Genomic DNA, 24,461 nt, shown 5'->3' with positions numbered 1-24,461 from the left:
TCACCCCCTAACCATAAACTATTTGTTATAGTGATTTCTTATATATACTTAATACATCTTCATATTCTAGAGGTTTAAAATTACCTACAGAACCTTCTGCATATTCCATTAAAGCCTTAGCCATTATTTCAAGTTTTTCTTCTCCTATGCCAACTTCCTTAAGTGTCATAGGTATATCTAAGGATTTAAAGAATTCACTGGTTTTTTCTATTGATTTTTTAGCTATTTCCATATCATCAAGATTTCTATCTATATCCCATACATTCACCCCATATTCCACAAACTTCCATAAATTATCTTGGTCTAGTACATGTTCCATCCAATGAGGTGTAAGTATGGCTAATCCTACTCCATGGGTAATATCGTAATATGCAGATAATTCATGCTCCAATGGATGAACTGTCCAAGCTGAGTCTTTTCCATATCCTATTAATCCATTGATAGCTAAAGAAGAAGCCCACATAAGGTTTGCCCTTGCTTCATAATTTGTTGGCTCATCTATGGCAGTTCTACCATATTTTATACAAGTTTTTAAGATTCCTTCTGCTAATCTATCTTGAAGATATGCTCCTTTAATATTACTGAAATATTCTTCAAGGGTATGACTCATAATATCAGCTACACCTGAAGCAGTTTGATATTTTGATACTGTATAAGTATAGGTAGGGTCTAAAATTGAAAATTTAGGAAACATTCCAGGGTGTCCTACACCATATTTTTGATTTGTTTCCATATTTGTTATAACTGCACCTGCATCCATTTCTGAACCAGTGGCAGATAGTGTCAATATAGTGCCTATAGGTAATACATTTTCAACCTTGGATTTACCTATAACTAAATCCCATGGATTTCCATCATAATAATATGCAGCCCCTATGACTTTGGAGCAATCTATTGTACTGCCTCCGCCTACAGCCAGTATAAAGTCAATATTATTTTCTCTACATATTTTAACACCTTCAATTACAGACTCAACCCTTGGATTTGGCTCTATACCTGATAGTTCAAAGTAAGGAATATTATTTTGTTCTAATATATTAACTACCTTATCATATAGCCCAATTTTTTTGATACTTCCTCCCCCATAAGTCAAAAGCACTCTAGAACCATATTTTTTAATCTGCTTTCCTAGTACCTCTATTTTCCCTTCTCCAAAGAAGACTCTAGTAGGTATATTGTAATTAAAGTTTAACATATATCCATCCCCCTCTAATTTCTTTTTCTTCTATATAATACCCAAAGAACTTTATTTTAATTTATAAATTAATTTCCCTTCCCTTAATTCCTTATGAAGTTTTCCAGTACAATATAAATATTCCAAGTGAGCCATTGCCTCTCCTGTTGCAAACCATTTTTGAGGAATAGGAAACTCCTCCCAAGAATTAGCTCGTATATTCCATTCCATTCTTTTAGCTATATCTCTTACGGTGGATTCACCATTTTTCAATATATTGATTATTTCATTGAGCCTTTCCTTATGATGAGCTAATAATTCAGTAATTCGTCTAGTATGGTCTCTAATTATATTTCTATGGGATGGAAATAAATAGTCTATATCATAGGAGTATATCTTGGCTAAACTATTAAAATATACTGCTAAAATATTTTCTTCAAATCCCCAGAATCCAATATTAGGTGTAATTCTATCTAATATATGGTCTCCACAGAAAAATAGTTTATGATTTCTTTCATATAAACCTATATGCCCTGGAGTATGACCTGATATATCTATTACTTCAAAAAAGTAGCTACCAAACTGTATCCCCTTTCCTTCACTAATATATGTAAATTCAACTGGTTCTTTTAGGCAGTATTTATAGCCAGGGTGCTCACTAAATGTAACTCCATCTCTCTCTAAATCAAACAATACCTTAAACTCCTCAAGTCTTTCCCAATAAGGCATTGATGTCATCTCATTGATTAATTTTCCATCTATTTCACTGGCATATATCTTAATTCCCTTATCTTTAAATATAGATGCCATTCCCGAGTGATCTGCATGAAGATGTGTAATAAACAATTCAGTATCTTTTATATCGATATCTAGCTCTCTCAAACCTCCTAAAAGCGAATCCATACATTCTTTTCTATTGAATCCTGTATCTATTATTAAAGATTTATCATCACCCTTTATTACATAAGAATTTAATACCTTAAGAGGATTATCTGGAAGTATTACTTCTATCATATATATATTTTCATAAACCTTAGTAACCAAGTTCTTCACCTCGTTATATTCTTTTATCTATATAGTATTTTGTTATATAAAAATTGTCAAATGAAAAAGGTATTATTTCACAATAAAAATGGCTGTAAGGTTAATTTTTAATCTTTACAGGCACTTTATGATATAACTTAAGATATTTTTCTTTATCCAAGTATCAATCAATCTAAAAATAAAAATAATACAATTCGCATAAACTTTTACAACAATTAAACCATAGATTTCTCTATGGCTTAATTATTATTTCTTATTTTCCTTTAACTTTTTTTCATCTTTATCTGAAGAAAGTCCTACATTATTTTTCATTTCTTCATTATCTACTACTCCAATTTCTCCAGCAAATTCATAACTCATTGCCTTAAAGAGATTTTTATCAATAGTATCTTTACTTTGTTTATCTTTCATCTTTATCACCTCGTATGTATTTTTAGTTTTATTTTTCTTTACATACAAGGTAATTTTAGGATATATAAATGTCTCTTTTAGTTTAAAAACTATTAGATATATTCATAATTCTATTCTATCTATAAAAATTTCCTATATTCTTCTACTTCAGAAGGTGATGCATATATAAAATGTCCCTCTTTTATTTCAACCATTTCAGGTTTTTCTATACTATAGTCGTGGATTGTCGGATCATAATATATATGTTTCCTATTTTTTTCATAATCTGGGTCTGGTATTGGAATAGCCGATAATAGAGATTTTGTATATGGATGTAATGGGTTTCTATATAATTCTTCTGCATCTGCTATTTCTACTAATTTCCCATAATACATTACTCCTATTCTATCTGAGAAATACTTAACTACTGAAAGATTATGGGCTATAAACATTACAGTAAGACCTAATTCCTTCTTTATATTGTTTAATAAATTAAGAATTTGTGCCTGTATAGATACGTCTAGAGCCGATATAGGCTCATCAGCTATTACTAGCTCAGGATTTGTGATTAAAGCCCTGGCTACTCCTATACGTTGTCTTTGTCCACCAGAGAACTCATGGGGATATCTATTTGCGTGTTCTTTAGTGAGACCTACAGTCTCAAGCATCTCATACACCTTGTTTGTCACTTCCTGCTCACTATTATATAATTTATTTATTCTTAAACCTTCTCCTATTATTTCCTTAACAGTCATTCTAGGATTTAATGATGATATAGGGTCTTGAAATATCATTGCTATTCCTTTTGTATTTTCTTTTATTTCCTTATGTCTTGATTTCTTTGATATGAGTTTTCCTTTAAAATAAATCTCTCCCTCTGTTGGGTCATAGAGTCTAATAATGGATCTTCCTGTAGTAGTTTTTCCACATCCTGATTCTCCTACTAATCCAAAGGTTTCCCCCTTATATATATGGAAACTTACATCGTCAACAGCCTTTACTACAAGTTTTCTTCTACCAAACCCTGATGTAAAATACTGTTTTAAATTTTTAACTTCTATTATAGGCTTTTCATCTTTTGACCTTTGATTTGTTCTATCTAGAGTTTTTCTATAATCATCTGTAGTTTTCTTTCTATAATTATTTAAATCAACTTTTGGTGCATCTTCATGTAGGAGCCAAGTGGCTGCATAGTGGGAATCAGATACTTTATACATAGGTGGATGCTCCTCTAAGTCAATCCTCATGGCAAATTGATTTCTCGGTGCAAAGGCATCACCCTTTGGTGGATAAAGCATATTTGGAGGTGTACCTGGTATAACATATAGTTCTGAGGAGGAATCTGTTTCCAAGTCTGGCATGGCAGAAAGTAATGCCATGGTATAAGGATTTCTCGGATTTTTAAATATCTCCCCTACATTTCCATATTCAACTATTTTTCCTCCATACATTACAGCAACACGGTCTGCTAAGTTAGCTACTACACCTAAGTCATGGGTAATAAATATTACACCAATATCTCTTTCTTTCTGTATATTCTTTATTAAATCAAGTATTTTTGCCTGAACTGTAACATCTAGTGCTGTAGTAGGCTCATCGCATATTAATATATCTGGATCACATGCCAATGCTATGGCAATAACTATACGTTGTCTCATTCCACCAGAAAATTGAAATGGATATTGATTAAATCTTTTTTCAGGTTCATCAATTCCTACGGCTTTCATTAGCTCTAGAGCCCTTTTCTTAGCCTCTTCACTAGGCATTCCCTGTTTAATCCTTAATGCTTCTGTAATCTGTCTTCCTATTTTCATAACTGGATCTAGAGATGACATAGGGTCTTGGAATATCATTGCAATTTCTGACCCTCTAATATTTGACATTTCACTATCATTAAGCTTTGTCAAATCCTTTTCCTTATATAGAATTTCTCCCCCTTCAATATTAGCATTTTTGGCTAATAACCCCATTATTGTTCTTGCAGTAACAGATTTACCAGAACCTGATTCCCCAACTATCGCTAAAGTCTCACCTTTTCTGAGACTTAAATCAACACCTCTAACTGCATGGACCTTCCCCGCATATGTATTAAAGGTCACATATAGATCCCTAACTTCTAATATACTACTTCCATTATCCATCCTATGCCCCCCCTTATTCTTGCCCTCTTAATGTTGGATCAAAAGCATCCCTTAAACCATTTCCTAATAGGTTAAAAGAAATCATCAGAATTGAAATTACCAATGCGGGAAATATAGTTAAATGCGGATACTCTAATAATACCAATTGTCCTTCTGCTAACAATACACCTATAGATGGTTCTGGTGCTTGAATTCCTAATCCTATATATGCTAAAAAGGATTCTTGAAATATTGCTCCAGGTATTGCAAGTGCACTCATGGTAATAATGATACCAAATGCATTTGGCAGTATATGCCTAAAAATAAGGGTTCTATCAGTTGCTCCTAAAGTTCTAGAAGCTAATACATATTCCATTCCTTTATATTTATAAAACTGCGCCCTTATCATTCGACTCATTCCAATCCATCCAGTAAGACATAAAGCCATGGCAATAGGAATAATTCCCGGCCCATAATATAAAACAAACAGAATTATAACTACTAAAAAAGGAATTCCGTTTAATACTTCAATAAATCTTTGCATCCCCAAGTCCACTAGACCACCATAATATCCAGATATGGCTCCATATACTACTCCAATAACGATATTTACTGACATAGCTATAACTGCTATAATCAGTGATATTCTTGTACCTCTCCATAATCTGGTCCATTGGTCTCTGCCCAGAGAATCAGTTCCGAACCAAAAATATTTATCTTTTACCTCTTTATATTTATACATATCTACTTTTACTGTAGCCATCTCTTTATCTCTTACTTTGTATTCTTTGATGACTTGTAGTACTGCACCTTTATATTTTCCCTCAATATTATCTTTTGAAATATTCATAACCTTGGTTCCATCAAATATTCCTGTTTTTTCAATAATAGGTATTCTAGCAGGCATAAGAGTTAATTTCAAATTTTGCTCTTTGAAGCCATATTCATTCATCATAGGACCAAAAATAGCCATAAATACTAAAAAAGATATGATAACAAAGGATGTAACAGATGCCTTATTTTTTCTAAATCTTATCATGGCATCTTTAAAGAAACCAATAGCCTCACCTTCAAACTTTTCATCCTTTAATGTTTCATCTAATTGTATAAATTCAAATTTATTTTTTATGTTCTTTTCAGTATTATCTTTCATTATTTTCTCCCTCCTATACGTATACGAGGATCTATAATTCCATAGGACAAGTCCACTATTAAAATAGTCAATAATCCTAGTAGAGAATACCAAAATAATACTCCCATAGCCACTGGATAATCCTTTGCATTTATTCCATCAAGCATGACACTTCCCATACCTGGAATACTAAATATCTTTTCTATAACTAGAGAACCGCCTAATATCCCAGTAAACATAGGGATTATAATATTGGCAAGTGGTATAAATGAATTTCTCATGGCATGTCTAGTAGTTGCCTGCACCTGTGTTAAGCCTTTTGCCTTTGCAAGAAGCATATATTCAGAATTAAGTGCCTCACATAGTTCTGAACGTGTATACCTTGCTACTCCTGCAATGGAACCAAAGGAAAGCGCCAATATTGGAAGTATAATGGACTTAAATTTATTCCAGGTAAGTACTTTCTCTGTACTAACGACTATGGGGAACCATCCTAGTTTAAATGCTATAAAATACTGTAGTAAAGATGCAAATACAAATGAGGGAATAGCTATAAATGCTATTATCATAATAGAAATAATATGATCTGGAAGTTTATTTTTCTTAAGAGCCGCCCAGATTCCAAATACAATAGCAATGGGCAAACTAAGAAGTAAGGAGAAAATATTAAGCTGCATTGATACTGGTACTTTAGTTGCTAATATTTGATTTACTGGAACTTTTGGTTGTATTGCTATAGATAAACCAAAATCAAATTTTGAAAAATCCTTTAGGAAATATCCATACTGAACTATCATTGGATCATTTAAATGATATTTATCTTCAATAGCCTTTTTTACATCTTTAGGCATTTTGGGATCAGTAATAAAGCTTCCTGGCATGGAATGTAGTACAAAAAACGAAACTGAAATTATCATAAATAAAGTAATAACTAACAAGGTTAATCTTTGAGCAGTATACCTAAACATTGTCTTTGCCCCTTTCACGAAATTTCACTGTTTTATCAGCATTTTTCATTATGTACCAAGTATTTATAACGATCTTTATCGTTATAAATACTTGGTAGTTTATACCTCAATTCATAATGCCTGATAATCTATCTTTAATCCAGTGGATCAAATTCAGATTGTAGTGTAGCAAATCCTATTCCAGGTACATACTTACCTTCAGTAATTAAATGAACTCTATCTGCAAATATAGAAGTTGTTAGTGGTTCATACATAGGTACAAAAGGTACTGCGTCCAATAACATTTCCTCCATCTCTGCCAATGCTTGTAGTCTTTCTTCTTCTTTAAATATTAAATCTCCTCTAACAGTTCTTTCGAAAAGTTTATCGAATTCATCATTTTTAAATTGATCAATTTTACTTGTAAATCCTTGTGTATAAACTTCCATACTTGACCAAGGATTAAATACTCCACCAGACCATGCTCCAAATCCACAATCATAATTTCCATTTTCCATATTGTCATAAGCATTTTGCCATGGTACGCCTCTTAGAACTATATCTAACCTTTCTGCACCAAAAGCATTTTCATATTCTTGTTCTAAGAATTCTGCTGTTCTCTTCATATTTTCACTGTTATCGAAATATTGGATTTCTAATTCCATTTTCTTTCCATAGGCTTCATATGCTTTGTCGAAATACTCTTTTGCCACTTCTAAATCATAACCATCATTTTGTGGTAATATATTCTTCGCAATATCTGTATCACGATATGCTAATCCCTTTGATGGAACAGCTATTTTAGCACTTGAGACAACATAAGGTGCTGGTGCTGCTGTTTTATAGATGTCTTCTGCTATGGCTTTTCTATCCATTGCATAAAATAAGGCCTTTCTAAAATTCACATCTCTTAAAAATGATTTAGTTTCTGATGTCATATTCACAAACATTGACCATACTGATGTTGTTTTTGAAAAGACTAATCTCGGGTCTTCTGCATACTTATCATAGTTAGCTCCTGATAAGGCTACACCATCTATATCGTTATTTTCAAATAATTGAACTCTCGTATTAGCATCTTCTACAACTCTTGACTCAATTCTATCTACATTGTAAATTTCTGTCATAGGAGAATATTCATTTCTTACATATATATTATTTTGATCTCTTATCCACTCTTCAAATTTATATGGTCCTGAAGAAGGTGTGGTTTCCATAGATGTACCATAATTAGTTTCTGTTCTGTCTTCATTCATTCCAGCTTCATATATTTTTTCTTGCACTGGTGAACTAGCTCCACCACCTGTAAATGCTAAGTAAAGATCCATTTCTGGAACTGGAAAATCAATAGTAACCTCAAGTGTATAGTCATCTAAAGCTCTTATGCCTACATCTTCCCACTCACATTCTCCATCCCAGTACTTCTTAGCATTTACTACTACTACGTCAGCATCAAAAACTTGAGGTCCCCTCATGTTTTTCAGCTTTGGATCTAAAAGCATTTTATAAGAATATTCATAGTCATTAGCATTAAGAGGGTCTCCATCCTCCCACTTAAGTCCTTCTTTTAATTTAAAATTCCATATAGTTCCATCTTCATTTTTTGTAGGAACATCTACTGCATGATTACCAATAAATTTATAGCTATCAATATCCTCATCATAAATTAAATCTAATAAGTTACCGAAAATAAAAGCCATAGTATCTGATTCTGCTGTTGTTTCATAAATATGAGGGTTCAATGTGGCTGTCTTACTTGCAGCAACCCTATAAATCGTTGGTCCCTCTTTAACTGGCTTTTCCGTCGTTTCATCTACTTCTTCAACCTCGGTCTCCGCCTCTGGTGCTACCTCTTTCCCCCCACAACCCACTAAGACAGAGGCCATTATTATTATGGCCAATAATAAAGATAGATACCTTTTCATTATGATTCCTCCTTATTAATAATTTAGGTAATATGTATTTATGCTTACATTACCTTATTACATTATAGTTTTGATTTATAAAATAATTACCATAATATTTATTTACGCCCTATTTATGTATTCTTTTTTAATACATATGGAATACTAAGTCTAAGAAAATTTAGGAGGTAATGATATGAGAATTCCAAATCATATAGGTATAATACCTGATGGCAACAGACGATGGGCACTAGAACATGGTATGACTAAGGAGAAAGGTTATGATAAGGGATTAGATCCAGGAATAGAATTATTTAAACTTTGTGAAAAAGTTGGAATAAAGGAAATTACTTACTATGGGTTTACAGTAGATAATACTAAAAGACCAAAATTTCAAAGGTTAGCCTTTACAAAATCCTGTATTGATGCAGTAAATATATTATCTAAAGAAAATGCAGATTTATTAGTCCTAGGCAATACAGATTCAGATATGTTCCCAAAGGAACTAATGCCCTTTGCAATTAAAAGACAACGATTTGGCAAAGGTGGAATTAAAGTTAATTTCTTAGTAAATTACGGCTGGCAATGGGATTTAAGAGAATACCTATCAGAAGAAGGAGAGAAATCTAATCCTTTCAGTTCAATTAGATCTAAAGACATTTCTAGAGTGGATTTAATTATAAGATGGGGTGGTAGAAGAAGATTAAGTGGTTTTTTACCTTTACAATCTGTCTATTCAGATTTTTATATAATTGAAGATTATTGGCCTGATTTTAAAGCAGAACATTTCCACAGTGCATTAGATTGGTATAATATTCAGGATATTACTCTTGGAGGTTAAATTTATTGCAGAATTGGGTATATAATGATAGAATGAATTGATTAATAATAAGGGGGTAGTATAATGAAAGATTACGGAGTATTTGATATTCTAGGTCCAATTATGATAGGCCCATCAAGCTCCCATACTGCTGGTGCTGCAAGATTAGCTAAAGTAGCAAAAGATGTTGTAGATGAAGAGTTTCATAAAGTAATTTTTTATTTACATGGTTCTTTTGGTAAGACCTTTGAAGGACATGGTACCGACAAAGCATTAGTTGCAGGTATCCTTGGAATGGAGCCTTCAGATGAAAATCTTAGAAATTCTTTTGAAATTGCAAAATCTAAAAATATAGACTTTGAATTTATAGAGGCTGACTTAGGATATCAACATCCTAATACTGTAAAAATAGTATTTAAATTTGAAGATAAAGAAGATATCTATATCATGGGTTCATCTATTGGTGGAGGTAATATATTAATTACAGATATTAATGGGAACAAGGTAGAATTTAGTGGAGATTATCCTACTATGCTTATTAAATATATAGATCAAAAAGGCGTAATATCTCGTATTAGTTCAATTTTATCTACTAATGAAATTAATATAGCTACTATGAAAGTAACTAGAGAAAATGATATTGCTACCATGGTAGTAGAAACCGATTCAGAAATAAATAAAGGTATTGTAGGCGAAATAGATAAACTAGAAGAAGTAATATACATCAAAGGAATAAACCCAATCAAGAGGTGATTATATGTTTAATAAAGCTGAAGAATTATTGAAATTATGTAATGAAAAGAATAAAAAAATATCTGAAATCGTAATGGAAAAGGAACTTAAAAGTTCTGATATTTCACAGGATGAATTAATGAATAGAATGAGAGAGACTTTACAGGTAATGAAAACCTCTGCTACTTCTGCTTTAGATAAAGAAGTTATATCAGTTAGTGGTCTAACTGGTGGAGATTCAAAAAAAGTTGAAGAATATAGAAATTCAGGCAAAACATTAACTGGTGATCTTATAATTTCTGCCATGGCTAAGGCATTATCCACATCTGAAGTAAATGCATCCATGGGTAGAATAGTTGCAGCTCCAACGGCTGGTGCATCGGGAATTGTACCTAGTGCATTATTATCTGCTGGACAAAAATTAGATCTGACTGACGATGACCTTTTAATGGGACTTTTCACTTCTGCTGGTATAGGAGAAATAATTGCCAAAAATGCAACTGTTTCTGGAGCCGAAGGTGGATGTCAGGCTGAATGTGGCTCTGCTGCTGCAATGGCTGCTGCTGCAATCGTTGAAATGGCAGGTGGTACTCCCGAAGCCTCCTTTAATGCTGCTGCTTTTGCATTAGTTAATATAATGGGACTAGTTTGTGATCCCATAGGTGGACTAGTAGAATATCCCTGTGCCCTTAGAAATGCATCGGGAGTTGTCAATGCACTGATTTCTGCTGATTTGGCATTATCTGGAGTGAAATCTTTAGTTCCCTTCGATGAAGTAGTTGAAGCTATGTATAAGGTTGGTAAGCTGCTTCCTGAATCCCTAAGAGAAACTGCATTAGGAGGTGTGGCTACTACTCCAACAGGAGAAAATCTTCGAAGGAGGCTTCAACATTGATGAAAATAAAGCTGTATGATTTCATTAATAATGAAATTAAAAAAGATTACTTATTAAAATATAAAGAAACTCTTTACCAATATATAAATAGTGAAAAGTTTCAATCTGAACTCGACAGCTACTTAAAAGACAGAAACTTTTCTGTCTTTTCTTTATTTGATTTATTTATAGATTACTTTAATCAATATACTCTAGGTAACTCTAAGGATTATATCATTCAAATATTTAATTGGGTAAATAATAAATCATTTCCCCATAAAGGCATCGATAAATTTGATCCCGATTTAATCCCCCTGTATAAGTTTTTCTTAGAAATCTTAAATTACTTTTTAAGAAAAGTAAAATCATCTAGTAATGAGGATTTCACCAATAAATATCCTTTGACCTTCCTTACTAGGGAAGAAGAACTATTCCACGATATTACAGCAGAATACTTTATATTTAAAGATACATTTTATAACTGCTATATCAATGAATTAATGTATTTAGATATGGCAATCACTGGACATAATACTCTTGACCATGTTATAGGAGTCAATCATTTAAGTATGTATATTGGAAGACAACTTTATGCTCTAGGTCTTCCCGTAGATCTAGGTGTAATTGCTGGTGCTAGTTTGGGACATGATATAGGCAAATATGGTGTATTGGAAGAAGATATGAAACGAGTTCCCTATCTTCACTACTACTATACTGAAGAATGGTTTAAAAGATTTAGTATGGATAAAATTGGACATATAGCTACTAACCATTCCACTTGGGATTTAGAGCTAGAAAATCTACCTATTGAATCTTTAATTCTTATATACTCAGATTTTAGGGTTAAAAGTAAAATAGAAAATGATACTTATATAATGCATATATTTTCCTTATCAGATTCCTTTGATGTAATCTTAAATAAGTTAGATAATGTAGATGCCATAAAGGAAAATAGATATAAAAAAGTATATAAAAAATTAAAGGATTTTGAAGATTATATTATATCTCTAGGAGTGGACACTACTTTAAATAGTAAGTTAATGAAATCCTATAAAAAGCCCTTCGAGTTAATGAATAAAAAGGAGGTATTAGACAATATAAAGTATATGGCAATAGAACATAATATCTATCTAATGTCTAAATTAACTGATAGTTCTTCTTTTAATTCTATTATAGAAATGGCAAGGGGAGAAACCAATTGGAGAAAACTTAGGCTTTATCTGCAAATATTTAAGGAATATTCCATCTATCTCACACAAGAGCAAAAGACTATTACTTTACATTTTTTATCGGATTTACTTCTTCATACTGGAGAAGATATACGAAAAGAAGCAGCTGAATTAATTGGAAGGCTCATAGCATTATTTGATGAGGAATATAGAAAAGAGCTTCCTCCCTCTGTAAAGTCTTTTGAAACTAAAAAATCCTCAGAAGTTTTATTAGATGAATTTCTAAATAATTTGCTTTTTCCTGACCACAAGGTTGCAGATTCCCAAAGAGAATGGCTATATAATTTAAAGAATATAATAAAATCCTTATTTGAAGTATCTCATAAATCCAACTACAAAAAATACTTCGATGTTCTAAATAAATATTATAGTAACTATGATAGTTTATCTACCGTAGCACAATTCTATTTATCTCAGACTATTAACTACATTCCTATTAAGGCCTTAGATAATAATAGATTATTAAAATTATATACCTATATACTAAAACAGTTAGATTCAGATAATACAGAAATAAGGCTCAGTACATTGGATATTATATATGAAATATTAAATGCAACTAATAATATAATGTTTATTGCTTCAATAAGAAACTGGATAATAGCTAATTTGGAAAAATCATCTATACCAGCGGATAATTATCTAAAATATATTATAGGTATGAAAATAAATATATCACCTAATTACCAAGAGATTTTAGATAGTAATTATGCAGAAAATCAAAATGATACTTCTGAGATATTCTTAGAGAATTTGAAGACTGCAACTGAATGGGTAAAAAAGAAAGTAAATATAGATATACTATATGACCAAGTAGTCAAAAATCCTAAAAACAAAGGACTCCATACTGCTATGCACCTATGTAATATACTTAAAGTAAGTGCCATAGAGAGGATTAGAAACTATAGCGGAAAAACTCTACTAAATATATTTCACCTACTATCTCCTGAGGAAAGAAATGATGTGGCAGTAGAATTACTAAGGGCTTTAGAGATGGATAGTTATCAGTTTGCCAAGTTTATTCCCCATTATTTAGGACAACTACTTCTATATCTACCTCCCAATGAACTAGATGAGATTATAAACGATTTTGAGGATAAGCTAAAAACTGTTAGTCCTCAGGTAGTATTTTTATTACTGAATACCATAGTCATTTCCATTGAAAATTATAGCAAGTATATGGAAAGATTTGAAGAAGAAAAAGACGTTTATTATAAAAGAATAGATAGACTCTTAGGTTTATTATCTATTGCCATGGCTTCATATGACAAGGATATTAAAAATGAATCTTTAATGATTTTAAGTTCTAATTTATTTGAATCTAAATCACTTACTTTAAATGAAAAGTTTAATATCTTCGATAGAATTGGGAAAAAGATTTTAACTCTTTTATATACTGATAAAGAAAATGATTTCTTATTCTATAGCAATGCTGCTTCGTTAAATCATATATATAGATTTATATCTCTTTATGAATTTTATCATAAGGATTTAATAAAAATCCATAAACAAAAGATAGCCTTCTTTCCAGGCAGTTTTGACCCCTTTTCCCTAGGTCATAAAGAAATTGCCATTGAAATAAGGGATCAAGGATTTCAAGTATACTTAGCTGTAGATGAATTTTCCTGGTCTAAGAGAACAGAACCTCATATTTTTAGACGAAATATTATAAACATGAGTATTGCAAATGAAAAGGATATTTATCTATTTCCTAAGGATATACCAATAAATATTAGCAATCCAACTGATCTATATAAATTAAAGGAACTATTTCCTTTTGATGATGTCTATATTGTAGTTGGTTCTGATGTTTTAATTAATGCATCTGCCTATAAAACAGAAAGTCCTATATTAGACTTTGCCCATATTATCTTTGATAGAAAGTCAAGTATATCGAAGGATGATGATGAAAAAAAGTTAGAAGAAAGTATTGAAAATATAAGGGCTAATATTATTAGACTTTCTTTGCCGCCACAATATGAAGATATTAGTTCCTCTCAAATAAGAAAAAATATAGATTTAAATAGGGACATTTCTAAATTTATAGATCCCCTTGCAGAATCCTATATATATGACTATGGACTTTATCTTAGGGAACCTCAATATAAAACTTTATTACAATCTAAAACTCTCGAATTTAATGTAGCAAGAAATTTAAGTGAAAAACTTTTTAATGAAATAAAAGAACAATTTGGGGAAGTAATAAATATAAAACATTTAGAATCCCTTAGAAATAAATTAAGCTATAGAATTCTATTAGTTAGAGAAGCAAATAGCCATGAATTACTAGGTTTTTCCACCTTCTATTGGATTCGCCAAAGCATATTATATGATGAATTTAATAATTCATCTATTACAGAATATATTAGACAAAGTGTAAAAGGTAGAATAGTTTTAATATCTGGAGTCTGCGTTAAAAATAATAGTGATTATTTAATAGAGACTGTTCTGAATGAAACATTATCCGTTGCCATAAATAGAGACTATAACTACGCAATTTATAATAATTCTCTTACTAAAATAATAAATCATAAAATAGAGAAACAGTTATTACTGCAGGGTTTTTCAATGACGGATTTTATATATAATAATAATCCTATTTTCATGGTCAATATGAATAATCCCATGACTCTAAATTTAGACTTGGAAAATATGTTAAAGCCTCCTTATAGTACAGATTCTAAAGTCTTGCAAACCATAAAAAATACTAGAAATCGACTTAAAGAAGCCTTAGTCAATCTTTATCCAGGAGAGCTTTTGCTTACTTATAATAGAGATATGACCTATAGTAAATTAATACAGAAAATATGTGATACAAATCAAGTTAGTATAATTCAGTCTTCAAAACGAAATCTAGGACCTAATATGTGTGTACCTTTTGGTTCCATACTCAATAGTAGTATTATACCAAATACTGTGACTAAGACTATGCATACAGAAAAGGTATTTAAATCAAATATTATTGATTTCACCATAGAGACTTATCCTCATTATCTTAGTCTCGTAGAACAAGCTAAGGTTTTAAAATCCTTTAACAGACCTGTTATATTAGTAGATGATTTGCTTAATAAAGGATATAGAATAAATGTTATAGTACCTATTTTAAGGAGCATGGGAATAGAAATAGAAAAAGTCATATTAGGTATTCTCTCTGGTAGAGGAAGTGAAATTGGTAAAGAAAAAAATATTCCCTTAGACTACGCATATTTTATACCAAACTTAAAATTATGGTTTAATGAAAGTAATCAATATCCATTCATTGGTGGTGATATGGTAGATAGAAATATTTTAGAATCCACTTCCATACCAAGTATAAATATGCTTCTTCCCTATGTGGCACCGAAATTTATAAAAAATACTGAAAATGATTCTATATATAATTTATCGGAGATTTGTTTACAAAACTCACTAATGATATTTCAATCTATCGAAGAGGTTTATCAATCTATAAATGAAAAAAGTTTAAATATAAAGGGATTAGGTGAAGTCCTAGTATCCCCAAGACACCCCGATACAAATAAAGCTATGATTCTAAATAAAAATCTTAAGCCTTCTGTCTGTATAGATATGGATTTAGAATATCTTAGAAGATTAGAAAATATTATTAGAAGGTAAGTAAGGAGGTTTTATAAATGCACGAAAAATTTAAATACTATAAATTAGATAACAATTATTTATTTTCATTATATGAATATGATGATTTAGATGAAGTATTAGAAGAAGAAATATCCCCTAAGGATTTTATATATTTTCTTAACCCTATGAATCCTATAAATTCAAGAAAATCTTTTTCAATCTCCTCTCCTTCTTTATTATTTTTAAAAGAAGAGGGATTAAATATATTACAATTAGATTCTAAAGATTATCCACCTTATATTCCAAGTTGGATAATAGATAAAATCAATGATAGAAAAGTAACGTCTATAAATACAAGCTATCCAAACTGGCAAGACTTACTTCATAAACCTATAAAGAAAAAATGGAAATTAAATCTTGTAGCATTAGGTGATGTGGGAAGTACACTTCTTATAGGTCTAAGACTCCTTGGAGGGGAATGTATAGATACAATAGGTATTTATGACAGGAATATTAATCGTTTAAAAAGATGGGAATATGAGCTAAATCAAATAAGACGCCCCTTTGATGAACTGGCTTTCCCTAAAGTTATCTCCTTAGAAGAAGATGATTTATTTGATTGTGATATGTTTATATTTTGTGCATCTAAGGGGATTCCACCAGTAGGCAGTGATATAGCGGATGTACGAATGGCCCAATTTAAGTCTAATTCCGAAATCATCAGTGAATATTCAAAGTTAGCCAGAGAAAGAAATTTTCAAGGTATATTTGCAGTAGTATCAGACCCTGTGGATTTACTTTGTAAAGTTGCATTTCTCGAAAGCAATAAAGATAATGAGGGAAATATGGACTTTAAGGGTTTAAGTTCCGATCAAATAATAGGATATGGCTTAGGAGTAATGAATGGCAGAGCTTGTTTTTATGCAGAACAATCTGGTGAGATGGTTCATTATATTGAAGAAGGAAGAGTCTTTGGACCTCATGGAGAAGGTTTAATTGTGGCAGATAGTATCAAAAACTATAATGCAGAAATATCAAATTATTTAACAGATAAAACTGTAAATGCCAATAAAGAAGTTAGAGGTTTTGGATATAAGCCCTTTGTAGCCCCTTCCCTTTCTTCCGGGGCATTATCCATTATAGCCACTATAAATAGTGATTGGTTCTATGGCTCTACATATATGAGGGAAGTATATATGGGCTCTAAATGTAGATTGCTGCCATCTGGCATTGAAGTTGAACAACTTGATTTACCTAATGAACTATTTAGCAAAATTCAAGAAACTTATAATAAACTGGCGATGATTATATGAAAGAAATAGTAGCCATAGTTCCAGAAAACCCTAGTCCATTATTATCCAAGATGATGTTTTCTGTATTAGGTAATAGAGATTTTACAACAGTAAATTCTCCAAATGAAGTGGAAAACTTACAAAATAAAAGGATATTATTTGTCTTGGAATTAAATGAAATTGGCACATCTAATGTATTGAACAATATTTTTTCCAAACTCTATAAAATGGGAAAAGATTCTTTAGTTGGCTCTGAAGGTGCTGTTTTAATCCATAGTCACTATACCATGTTTACAAAAACCATGGCTCAATCTATAATCTTTTTAGCCAATAACCTAGGCTGTAGCTTCATAGGCAGACCCCTTGTAGAAGCCACAGGAAATTTGGAAAACTTTATAGCCATGGAAAAAGTATATAATATGCCCTTAGAGGATATTTGTCTATATCAGTGTAAGGAATTAGGTAAAAGATTTTTCTCTAATAAATTTAATTTCATTGATAAAAATGAGAAATTATTAGTTCTGCACTCTAGCAATCGACAAATATCAAATACCCTTACTCTTTGGGATATGGTAAAGAAAAACTTGAATGGTATTGAAATAAATGAAATCAACGTAGGAAATGGAAATGTCTTAGATTGCAAAGGATGTCCCTATAAAACCTGCAAACATTTAGGGAACCAAAGTCGTTGCTTTTATGGCGGCATAGTTATAGAGGAAATTTATCCTGCCATACTTGAGACAGATTCAATATTATTTATTTGCCCTAACTATAATGATATGATAACTGCAAATCTAGTGGCTACTATAAATAGACTTACGGCTTTGTATAGACAGACTAAGTTTTATGATAAAAGCATATTTTCCATTATAGTATCTGGCTATTCTGGTGGAGATGCCATATCAAAGCAACTAATATCTAGCTTGAATATGAATAAAACCTTTAGACTTCCTCCTTATTTTTCCCTTATGGCAGTCGCCAATGATAAGGGAGCTATAAAAGACGTACCAAATATAGAAGCCTTAGCAAAATCCTTTGCAGAAAAAATAAAGCTATGATGGCTAAGCCATCATAGCTTTTTATCTTATGGTAATATATTTCCAATTATTCGTTCTAAATCTTAGGGATATAAATATCCATCTAATACTTTGGTCAATTAATACAGCTAACCATGCCCCTGATAGTCCCATACCTAGCTTTATTACAAAAATATATGCACAAATCCATCTAATGATTAAAATTCCTAATAGAGTAGATATTAAAGTCCATACTGTATCTCCTGCTCCCCTAAGTCCTCCAGAAATAATCAATTGAGAACATTGAAAAGGTTGTATAAATGCCACTAGCTTTAGTACAGTTCCTGCTCCTGTGATTACTTCTTTATTATCAGTATATAAAGATGCTATTGCCGAACCAAAGAAGAAAAATATAATACCCATGACTGTCGCTATTAATGCACCTATTTTACCACACATTTTTATATATGCTTCTGCTTTATCTGGTTCATCTTCCCCCAAGCTTCGTCCTACCAAAGTTGATGCAGATATTCCAAAGGCCTGCCCTGGAGTAAAGGATAGATTTAATATACTGATACATATTTGATGCGTTGCATAAGCTACAGTACCTAAGGAAGCTATAATCTTTGTAAATATTAACAATCCCGCTCTCATAGCAAGTTGTTCCCCAGAAGCGGGCAATCCAATTTTAATTAAATTATATATTATATCTTTATCAAACTTAAATTTTTTCTTTAAATTTATATGTACTATATTCTTTTGATTAAATATAACTCTCATCAATAATATACTTGCTATTACTTGTGATAAAGATGTAGATATTCCAGCACCTAAAACTCCTAACCTTGGAAAGCCAAATAATCCATAAATTAAAACAGCATTACCAACAACATTTGATAAATTGGCTATAATATTTATTTTCATAGGCGTTTTAGTATCTCCTGAACCTCTTAAAGATGCAAATATGGAAAAGTTAAAAGCTTGAAATATGAATCCTAAGGCAATTACTCTAAAATAACCTCTACCAAGCATAAGGGTATCTTCATGGGCACCAAAGAATATCATAGCAGTATCTGTCATACCTAAACCTATAAATAATATTGGAATAACCAATAGAATTTGAGTGAGTATTGTAACATGCTTTACTACAGATTCAATCCTATCCTCTCTCTTTGCTCCCATGTAACGTGCCACCATAGTTGTAGCCCCAATATTTAAAGACTGTACTAAGGCTAGTCCTAAAAATACCAATTGATTGGTCACACCAACGGCAGCAATAGATGCAGCAGTTGTAGCAGCATCACCAGATCTACCAAGCATCATCATATCTACCATACCGAAAAGGGTTCCCATTAAGAGTTCAATCAAAACAGGCGATGCTATTTTAACTATTTGATCTCTTAAATCTTTCTTATTAAGAACAGACTCCATTTATAATTCACCTTTACTTTCCTTATATTTAGTTCGACACTCTAAATATTATATCATAGAAAAACAAAAAAACAAACTCTCTAAAGAGAGTTTGTTTTTTATATTAATTATTTTTTGATTTTATATACTCGTCCATTGCTTTAGCTGCATCTTTACCTGCACCCATAGCAAGTATTACTGTAGCTGCTCCTGTTACTGCGTCTCCACCTGCAAATACACCTTCTCTTGATGTTTGACCATTTTCATCAGCTACTATACATAAGTGGTTGTTTACATTTAATCCATCAGTAGTTGAAGAAATCAATGGATTTGGTGACGTACCTAAAGACATTATAACAGTATCCACTTCAAATTCAAATTCTGATCCTGCTATTTCTCTAGGTCTTCTTCTACCTGATGCGTCAGGCTCACCTAATTCCATTCTTACACATTTAAGTCCTCTTACCCAGCCATCTTCATTTCCAAGAACTTCTACTGGATTTGTAAGAAGTTCAAATATAATTCCTTCTTCTTTAGCATGGTGAACTTCTTCAACTCTTGCTGGTAATTCTTCTTCTGTTCTTCTATATACTACATATACTTCTGCACCAAGTCTTTTAGCAGTTCTAGCAGCATCCATAGCAACGTTTCCTCCACCTACTACTGCTACTTTCTGACCTACTTTAATTGGTGTATCAAATTCTTTTCTAAAAGCTTTCATTAAGTTATTTCTAGTTAAGAATTCATTAGCTGAGAACACTCCATTTAAGTTTTCTCCTGGAATATTCATGAATTTAGGAAGTCCAGCACCTGAACCTATGAATATAGCTTCAAATCCTTCTTCAAATATCTCATCTACAGTAATTGTTCTACCAACTATAACGTTAGTTTCTATTTTAACTCCTAATTTCTTTAGGTTTTCAATTTCGTGTTTTACTACTGTTTCCTTTGGAAGTCTGAACTCTGGAATACCATATACTAGTACCCCGCCTGCCTCATGAAGAGCTTCGAATATAGTTACATCATAGCCTTCCTTAGCTAATTCCCCTGCACAAGTAACACCAGCAGGACCTGAACCTATTACAGCAATTTTATGACCATTACTTGGTTTGGCTTTTCCAACTTCAATACCATTTTCTCTAGCCCAGTCAGCAGCAAATCTCTCTAGTTTACCTATTGCAACTGCATCTCCTTTTTTTCCTAAGATACAAGTGCTTTCACATTGAACTTCCTGTGGACAAACTCTACCACAAACTGCTGGAAGTGCTGAATATTCTGCTAAAACTTGAGCAGCTTCTGCAAAGTTTCCTTCTGCTATATGCTTAATAAATCCTGGAATATCTATGGAAACTGGACATTTCGGTCTACAAAAAGGCTTTTTACATTGTATACATCTCTTTGCTTCCTGTACAGCTTCTTCTTCTGTATATCCAAGACAAACTTCTTCAAAGTTATGGTTTCTTACTTGCGGATCTTGTTCCGCAATAGGAGTTCTTGTAAACTTATCCATTATTTTCTAGCCTCCTCTAGTTCACATTTATAAGCTTCATCTTTTTTAATTTCTTCAGTCTTATATTGTCCTTGTCTTTTTAATGCCTCATCAAAATCTACAAGATGTCCATCAAATTCTGGTCCATGAACACATGCAAATTTTGTTTCATTTCCTACTGTAACTCTACAAGCCCCACACATTCCAGTTCCGTCTACCATTATAGGGTTAAGTGATACAACAGTAGGGATATTTAATTTCTTAGTTGTCAATGCAACGAATTTCATCATTATCATAGGTCCTATAGCTATACATACATCATATTCTTTTCCTTGATTATTCACTAAATCTTCTATGTAATTAGTAACTAATCCATGGAATCCATAAGAACCATCGTCTGTTGCAACGTATAGGTTTCCTGCAACTGATTTTAATTTATCCTCTAAGATAACTAAATCTTTAGTCTTAGCTCCCATAATAACATCAACTTCTACACCATGCTCGTGTAACCATTTTACTTGAGGATAAACAGGAGCAGTACCAACTCCACCTGCTACGAATAACATTTTTTTCTTCTTTAACTCTTCAACATCTTCATTAACATATTCTGATGGAACTCCTAAAGGTCCAACAAAATCTTTTAAATAATCTCCTTTTTCAAATGCTGCAAGCTTTTTAGTAGAACTACCCATAGATTGCACTACTATCTGAACTGTTCCTTTTTCTTTATCATAGTCACAGATTGTAAGTGGTAGTCTCTCTCCTGTTTCATCAGTAATTACTATAACGAATTGTCCTGGCTTAGCAGAATTTGCTACTCTTGGAGCCAAAATATCCATTGAGAAAATATTTGGAGCAAGAATTTCTTTTTCTACAATTTTATACAATTGTACTTCCCCCTTAATAATATATTTTATTTCATACTTTAAAACTTTTAGTAATTTATAAAAAAATTTATTTTACATCAACAAAATTTTAACATATCCATATATTTAATTCAACCTATTTAACAGGAAATAATCTTAGTTATTATTCAATTGAGTTTATTCTCTTGAGAACTATGGATTCTATAGTATTTATCTTTTCTTCTGAAATCTTACTATCTTTGTCTTTTGAATAAATGTAAAGTTTTATTTTTGGCTCTGTACCTGAAGGTCTTACGGCATACCAAGAACCATCATCTAAATAATATTTTAGAACATTGGATTTAGGATTTCCTGTATCATCTAATAGATAATCTATGGTTTTATCAAGCTTTATACCATCAAAATCTGTTATTGGTTCTTTTCTAATTTCTTCCATCATTCTGCCTATTCTCTGACTGCCTTCTAATCCCTCTAATACTATTGAAATAAGTTTTTCCTTATAATATCCATGTTCTTTATAGATATCTTCCAACACATCTAATAGAGATTTTCCTTGCTTTTTATAAAATCCTGCCATTTCTGCTATAAGCATAGAGGTGTTTACTGCATCCTTATCCCTTACCATAGTTCCATATACATATCCTATGCTTTCTTCATATCCAAAGATAAAAGTATGCTCTCCTGTTTTATCAAATTCATTAGCTTTACCACAAATGTTTTTAAATCCAGTCAACGTTTCTATAGTTTCCACATTATATTTTTTAGCTATGGCTCTGCTTAAATCTCCAGTAACTATAGATTTAACTATAACACCATTTTTAGGAATATTATTTAACCTATATCTTTGAGATAATATATAGTTTACTAATAGTACTCCTGCTTGATTGCCATTAATAAATCTAAATTCTCCATCCTTATCCCTTACCATCATAGCTACCCTATCACAATCTGGATCAGTTGCTATAATTAATTCTGCATCTTCTTTTTTTCCCAATACCTTAGCATAATCAAATGCCTTTATATCCTCTGGATTTGGATATCCTACAGTTGTAAAGTTAGGATCTGGATTTTCCTGCTCTGGCACTATAATTATATTAGTAAATCCTCTTTTTTCTAATATTCTTCTCACCGGAATATTTCCAGTACCATTAAGAGGTGTATATATAATTCTTATATCCTTATCTATATCATCATTGAGAGTTAGACTAAGTAAGTCCTTATCATAATCATCATCGATTTCCTTACCTATATATTCGATCAATCCCTTACTTTGCGCTTCATCTAAATCCATAAGTTTTATCTCTGAAAAGTCTTTTATGTTCTTTATTTCCATAAGGATTTCATCTGCTATGTCATCTAAAATTTGAGAACCCTCTTCCCAGTAAACTTTATATCCATTATAGTCCCTTGGATTATGGCTAGCTGTAACTACTATTCCCGATATGGTATTTAATCTTCTAATGGTATAGGATAATAAAGGTGTAGGTCTAATTCCTTCAAATAAATATACTTTTATTCCATTGGATGCCAATACTCTAGCAGCTATCTGAGAAAATTTATCTGAATAATGTCTTACATCATAGGCAATAGCTACTCCTTTATTCATAGCTTCTTTTCCTTTATTTATTATGGTTTGAGCTAGTCCCTGAGTAGCCAAAGACACAGTATATATATTCATTCTATTAGTCCCAGCCCCTACTTTTCCTCTTAATCCTGCTGTTCCAAAGGATAAATCAGTATAAAATCTATCCTCTATTTCCTTTTCATCTGTTATCGATCTAAGTTCTGCCTTTGTTTCTTCATCAAAATAATCATTTTCTAACCAGCTATTATATTTATCTTTATAATTCATAAAATCACCTCAATATATTGATTTGGTTTTATTCTTTTCTTATATTGTATTTGTTATTACTTCATTTGTCCATAGCTACTGATAAAACATCTTGTTTACATTTATCACCTTCACAATTAACTACCATTATATAGGGCGTTTCATCGGATTTCTTATTCACGAATAGTACCATTATAATACCTATGAATATAGACCCAAATATTGCTAAGGGAATGAGACCTGCACCTAGCACTATTCCACCAGAAATTGCCCAAAATAAAAAAGCTATCCCAATAGGCTCCTTTATAGCAGATCTAAATCGAACTATGGATAGTGCACCAACCATACCTAAGGACAGTACTACATTAGAAGTAACAGCTAAAATAATTAAAGTTGTAATAAGTGTTAAAGACATAAGGGCCACGCCAAAACTAGAAGAATATAGTACTCCCTTAAAAGTCTTCTTGTAAACTGTCATTATAAAAAGTCCTAGGACAAAGGCTAGTCCAAGAGCTATTATCATATTAAGACCAGATACAGCAGCAAATTTATTTATGAAGCTAGATTTAAAAATATCACTAAAGCCTAAAGTTTTTGTTGTATTCATTTTTTATC

General features: G+C 31.7%; 18 protein-coding genes. 6 read left to right on the top strand and 12 right to left on the bottom strand.

Going from position 1 to position 24,461, the window contains the following annotated elements:
- Window positions 1–25 precede the first annotated feature (25 nt).
- The 7 genes from RBU61_RS04520 to RBU61_RS04485 all read right to left on the bottom strand — a co-directional run bounded on the left by RBU61_RS04520 (window position 26) and on the right by RBU61_RS04485 (window position 8,732).
- The gene (locus tag RBU61_RS04520; protein ID WP_308878388.1) at window positions 26–1,195 is read right to left on the bottom strand and encodes an iron-containing alcohol dehydrogenase; all 1,170 of its coding nucleotides are present in this window, start codon (window positions 1,193–1,195) and stop codon (window positions 26–28) included.
- Window positions 1,196–1,246: 51 nt separating this feature from the next.
- A complete protein-coding gene (locus tag RBU61_RS04515; RefSeq protein WP_308878387.1) occupies window positions 1,247–2,218 on the bottom strand; it encodes an MBL fold metallo-hydrolase in 972 nt (323 codons plus the stop codon).
- 246 nt (window positions 2,219–2,464) lie between these two features.
- The gene (locus tag RBU61_RS04510) at window positions 2,465–2,629 is read right to left on the bottom strand and encodes a hypothetical protein (protein WP_308878386.1); all 165 of its coding nucleotides are present in this window, start codon (window positions 2,627–2,629) and stop codon (window positions 2,465–2,467) included.
- Window positions 2,630–2,748: 119 nt separating this feature from the next.
- Window positions 2,749–4,749, bottom strand: a complete 2,001-nt coding sequence (locus tag RBU61_RS19490; RefSeq protein WP_374212482.1) for a dipeptide ABC transporter ATP-binding protein — start codon at window positions 4,747–4,749, stop codon at window positions 2,749–2,751.
- Between the two features lie 13 nt (window positions 4,750–4,762).
- Complete coding sequence (locus RBU61_RS04495; protein WP_308878385.1) at window positions 4,763–5,881, bottom strand: ABC transporter permease; 1,119 nt, start codon at window positions 5,879–5,881, stop codon at window positions 4,763–4,765.
- Window positions 5,881–6,828, bottom strand: coding sequence for an ABC transporter permease (locus tag RBU61_RS04490; RefSeq protein WP_308878384.1), 948 nt, complete (start codon window positions 6,826–6,828; stop codon window positions 5,881–5,883). Before RBU61_RS04490 ends, RBU61_RS04495 begins: the two co-directional genes overlap by 1 nt.
- A gap of 134 nt (window positions 6,829–6,962) precedes the next feature.
- A complete protein-coding gene (locus RBU61_RS04485) occupies window positions 6,963–8,732 on the bottom strand; it encodes a peptide ABC transporter substrate-binding protein (protein WP_308878383.1) in 1,770 nt (589 codons plus the stop codon).
- 175 nt (window positions 8,733–8,907) lie between these two features.
- Here RBU61_RS04485 and RBU61_RS04480 point away from each other — a divergent pair, with 175 nt between their 5' ends.
- From RBU61_RS04480 to RBU61_RS04455, 6 genes are all read left to right on the top strand, one after another.
- The gene (locus RBU61_RS04480; protein WP_308878382.1) at window positions 8,908–9,552 is read left to right on the top strand and encodes an undecaprenyl diphosphate synthase family protein; all 645 of its coding nucleotides are present in this window, start codon (window positions 8,908–8,910) and stop codon (window positions 9,550–9,552) included.
- A 63-nt stretch (window positions 9,553–9,615) separates the two neighbouring features.
- A complete protein-coding gene (gene sdaAB / locus RBU61_RS04475; RefSeq protein WP_308878381.1) occupies window positions 9,616–10,284 on the top strand; it encodes an L-serine ammonia-lyase, iron-sulfur-dependent subunit beta in 669 nt (222 codons plus the stop codon).
- A 4-nt stretch (window positions 10,285–10,288) separates the two neighbouring features.
- Window positions 10,289–11,158, top strand: coding sequence for an L-serine ammonia-lyase, iron-sulfur-dependent, subunit alpha (gene sdaAA / locus RBU61_RS04470; RefSeq protein ID WP_308878380.1), 870 nt, complete (start codon window positions 10,289–10,291; stop codon window positions 11,156–11,158).
- Window positions 11,158–15,981 carry a cytidyltransferase gene (locus tag RBU61_RS04465; RefSeq protein ID WP_308879762.1) on the top strand — a complete coding sequence of 1,608 codons (4,824 nt, stop codon included), beginning with the start codon at window positions 11,158–11,160 and terminating at the stop codon, window positions 15,979–15,981. The genes sdaAA and RBU61_RS04465 overlap by 1 nt, the downstream gene beginning before the upstream one ends.
- A 17-nt stretch (window positions 15,982–15,998) precedes the next feature.
- Window positions 15,999–17,255 (top strand): lactate dehydrogenase, encoded by a 1,257-nt coding sequence (locus tag RBU61_RS04460; RefSeq protein WP_308878379.1) that lies wholly within the window; start codon window positions 15,999–16,001, stop codon window positions 17,253–17,255.
- Window positions 17,252–18,292: an NAD(P)H-dependent oxidoreductase gene (locus RBU61_RS04455; protein ID WP_308878378.1), complete on the top strand. Its 1,041-nt coding sequence runs from the start codon at window positions 17,252–17,254 to the stop codon at window positions 18,290–18,292. Before RBU61_RS04460 ends, RBU61_RS04455 begins: the two co-directional genes overlap by 4 nt.
- 21 nt (window positions 18,293–18,313) lie before the next feature.
- Here the strand turns inward: RBU61_RS04455 and RBU61_RS04450 are convergent, their stop codons facing one another.
- The 5 genes from RBU61_RS04450 to RBU61_RS04430 all read right to left on the bottom strand — a co-directional run bounded on the left by RBU61_RS04450 (window position 18,314) and on the right by RBU61_RS04430 (window position 24,453).
- A complete protein-coding gene (locus RBU61_RS04450) occupies window positions 18,314–19,681 on the bottom strand; it encodes an MATE family efflux transporter (protein WP_308878377.1) in 1,368 nt (455 codons plus the stop codon).
- 103 nt (window positions 19,682–19,784) lie between these two features.
- The gene (gene gltA / locus RBU61_RS04445) at window positions 19,785–21,170 is read right to left on the bottom strand and encodes an NADPH-dependent glutamate synthase (protein WP_308878376.1); all 1,386 of its coding nucleotides are present in this window, start codon (window positions 21,168–21,170) and stop codon (window positions 19,785–19,787) included.
- The gene (locus RBU61_RS04440) at window positions 21,170–22,036 is read right to left on the bottom strand and encodes a sulfide/dihydroorotate dehydrogenase-like FAD/NAD-binding protein (RefSeq protein WP_308878375.1); all 867 of its coding nucleotides are present in this window, start codon (window positions 22,034–22,036) and stop codon (window positions 21,170–21,172) included. Before RBU61_RS04440 ends, gltA begins: the two co-directional genes overlap by 1 nt.
- Window positions 22,037–22,178: 142 nt before the next feature.
- Complete coding sequence (locus tag RBU61_RS04435) at window positions 22,179–23,867, bottom strand: phospho-sugar mutase (RefSeq protein WP_308878374.1); 1,689 nt, start codon at window positions 23,865–23,867, stop codon at window positions 22,179–22,181.
- A 61-nt stretch (window positions 23,868–23,928) separates the two neighbouring features.
- Window positions 23,929–24,453: a DUF4956 domain-containing protein gene (locus tag RBU61_RS04430; RefSeq protein ID WP_308878373.1), complete on the bottom strand. Its 525-nt coding sequence runs from the start codon at window positions 24,451–24,453 to the stop codon at window positions 23,929–23,931.
- Window positions 24,454–24,461 lie beyond the last annotated feature (8 nt).

Source organism: Tissierella sp. MB52-C2 (assembly GCF_030931715.1).
In the GTDB taxonomy this organism is placed as follows: Bacteria; Bacillota; Clostridia; order Tissierellales; family Tissierellaceae; genus Tissierella.
This window is presented reverse-complemented; position numbering and strand designations above follow the sequence as displayed.

Excerpts from the sequence above, each read along its gene's own strand:
- sdaAA (WP_308878380.1), top strand. The coding sequence starts at position 10,289 with ATGTTTAATAAAGCTGAAGAATTATTGAAATTATGTAATGAAAAGAAT.
- RBU61_RS04490 (WP_308878384.1), bottom strand. The coding sequence starts at position 6,828 with ATGTTTAGGTATACTGCTCAAAGATTAACCTTGTTAGTTATTACTTTA.
- RBU61_RS19490 (WP_374212482.1), bottom strand. The coding sequence starts at position 4,749 with ATGGATAATGGAAGTAGTATATTAGAAGTTAGGGATCTATATGTGACC.
- sdaAB (WP_308878381.1), top strand. The coding sequence starts at position 9,616 with ATGAAAGATTACGGAGTATTTGATATTCTAGGTCCAATTATGATAGGC.
- RBU61_RS04450 (WP_308878377.1), bottom strand. The coding sequence starts at position 19,681 with ATGGAGTCTGTTCTTAATAAGAAAGATTTAAGAGATCAAATAGTTAAA.
- RBU61_RS04495 (WP_308878385.1), bottom strand. The coding sequence starts at position 5,881 with ATGAAAGATAATACTGAAAAGAACATAAAAAATAAATTTGAATTTATA.
- gltA (WP_308878376.1), bottom strand. The coding sequence starts at position 21,170 with ATGGATAAGTTTACAAGAACTCCTATTGCGGAACAAGATCCGCAAGTA.
- RBU61_RS04460 (WP_308878379.1), top strand. The coding sequence starts at position 15,999 with ATGCACGAAAAATTTAAATACTATAAATTAGATAACAATTATTTATTT.
- RBU61_RS04465 (WP_308879762.1), top strand. The coding sequence starts at position 11,158 with ATGAAAATAAAGCTGTATGATTTCATTAATAATGAAATTAAAAAAGAT.
- RBU61_RS04480 (WP_308878382.1), top strand. The coding sequence starts at position 8,908 with ATGAGAATTCCAAATCATATAGGTATAATACCTGATGGCAACAGACGA.
- RBU61_RS04435 (WP_308878374.1), bottom strand. The coding sequence starts at position 23,867 with ATGAATTATAAAGATAAATATAATAGCTGGTTAGAAAATGATTATTTT.
- RBU61_RS04430 (WP_308878373.1), bottom strand. The coding sequence starts at position 24,453 with ATGAATACAACAAAAACTTTAGGCTTTAGTGATATTTTTAAATCTAGC.
- RBU61_RS04455 (WP_308878378.1), top strand. The coding sequence starts at position 17,252 with ATGAAAGAAATAGTAGCCATAGTTCCAGAAAACCCTAGTCCATTATTA.
- RBU61_RS04520 (WP_308878388.1), bottom strand. The coding sequence starts at position 1,195 with ATGTTAAACTTTAATTACAATATACCTACTAGAGTCTTCTTTGGAGAA.
- RBU61_RS04485 (WP_308878383.1), bottom strand. The coding sequence starts at position 8,732 with ATGAAAAGGTATCTATCTTTATTATTGGCCATAATAATAATGGCCTCT.
- RBU61_RS04510 (WP_308878386.1), bottom strand. The coding sequence starts at position 2,629 with ATGAAAGATAAACAAAGTAAAGATACTATTGATAAAAATCTCTTTAAG.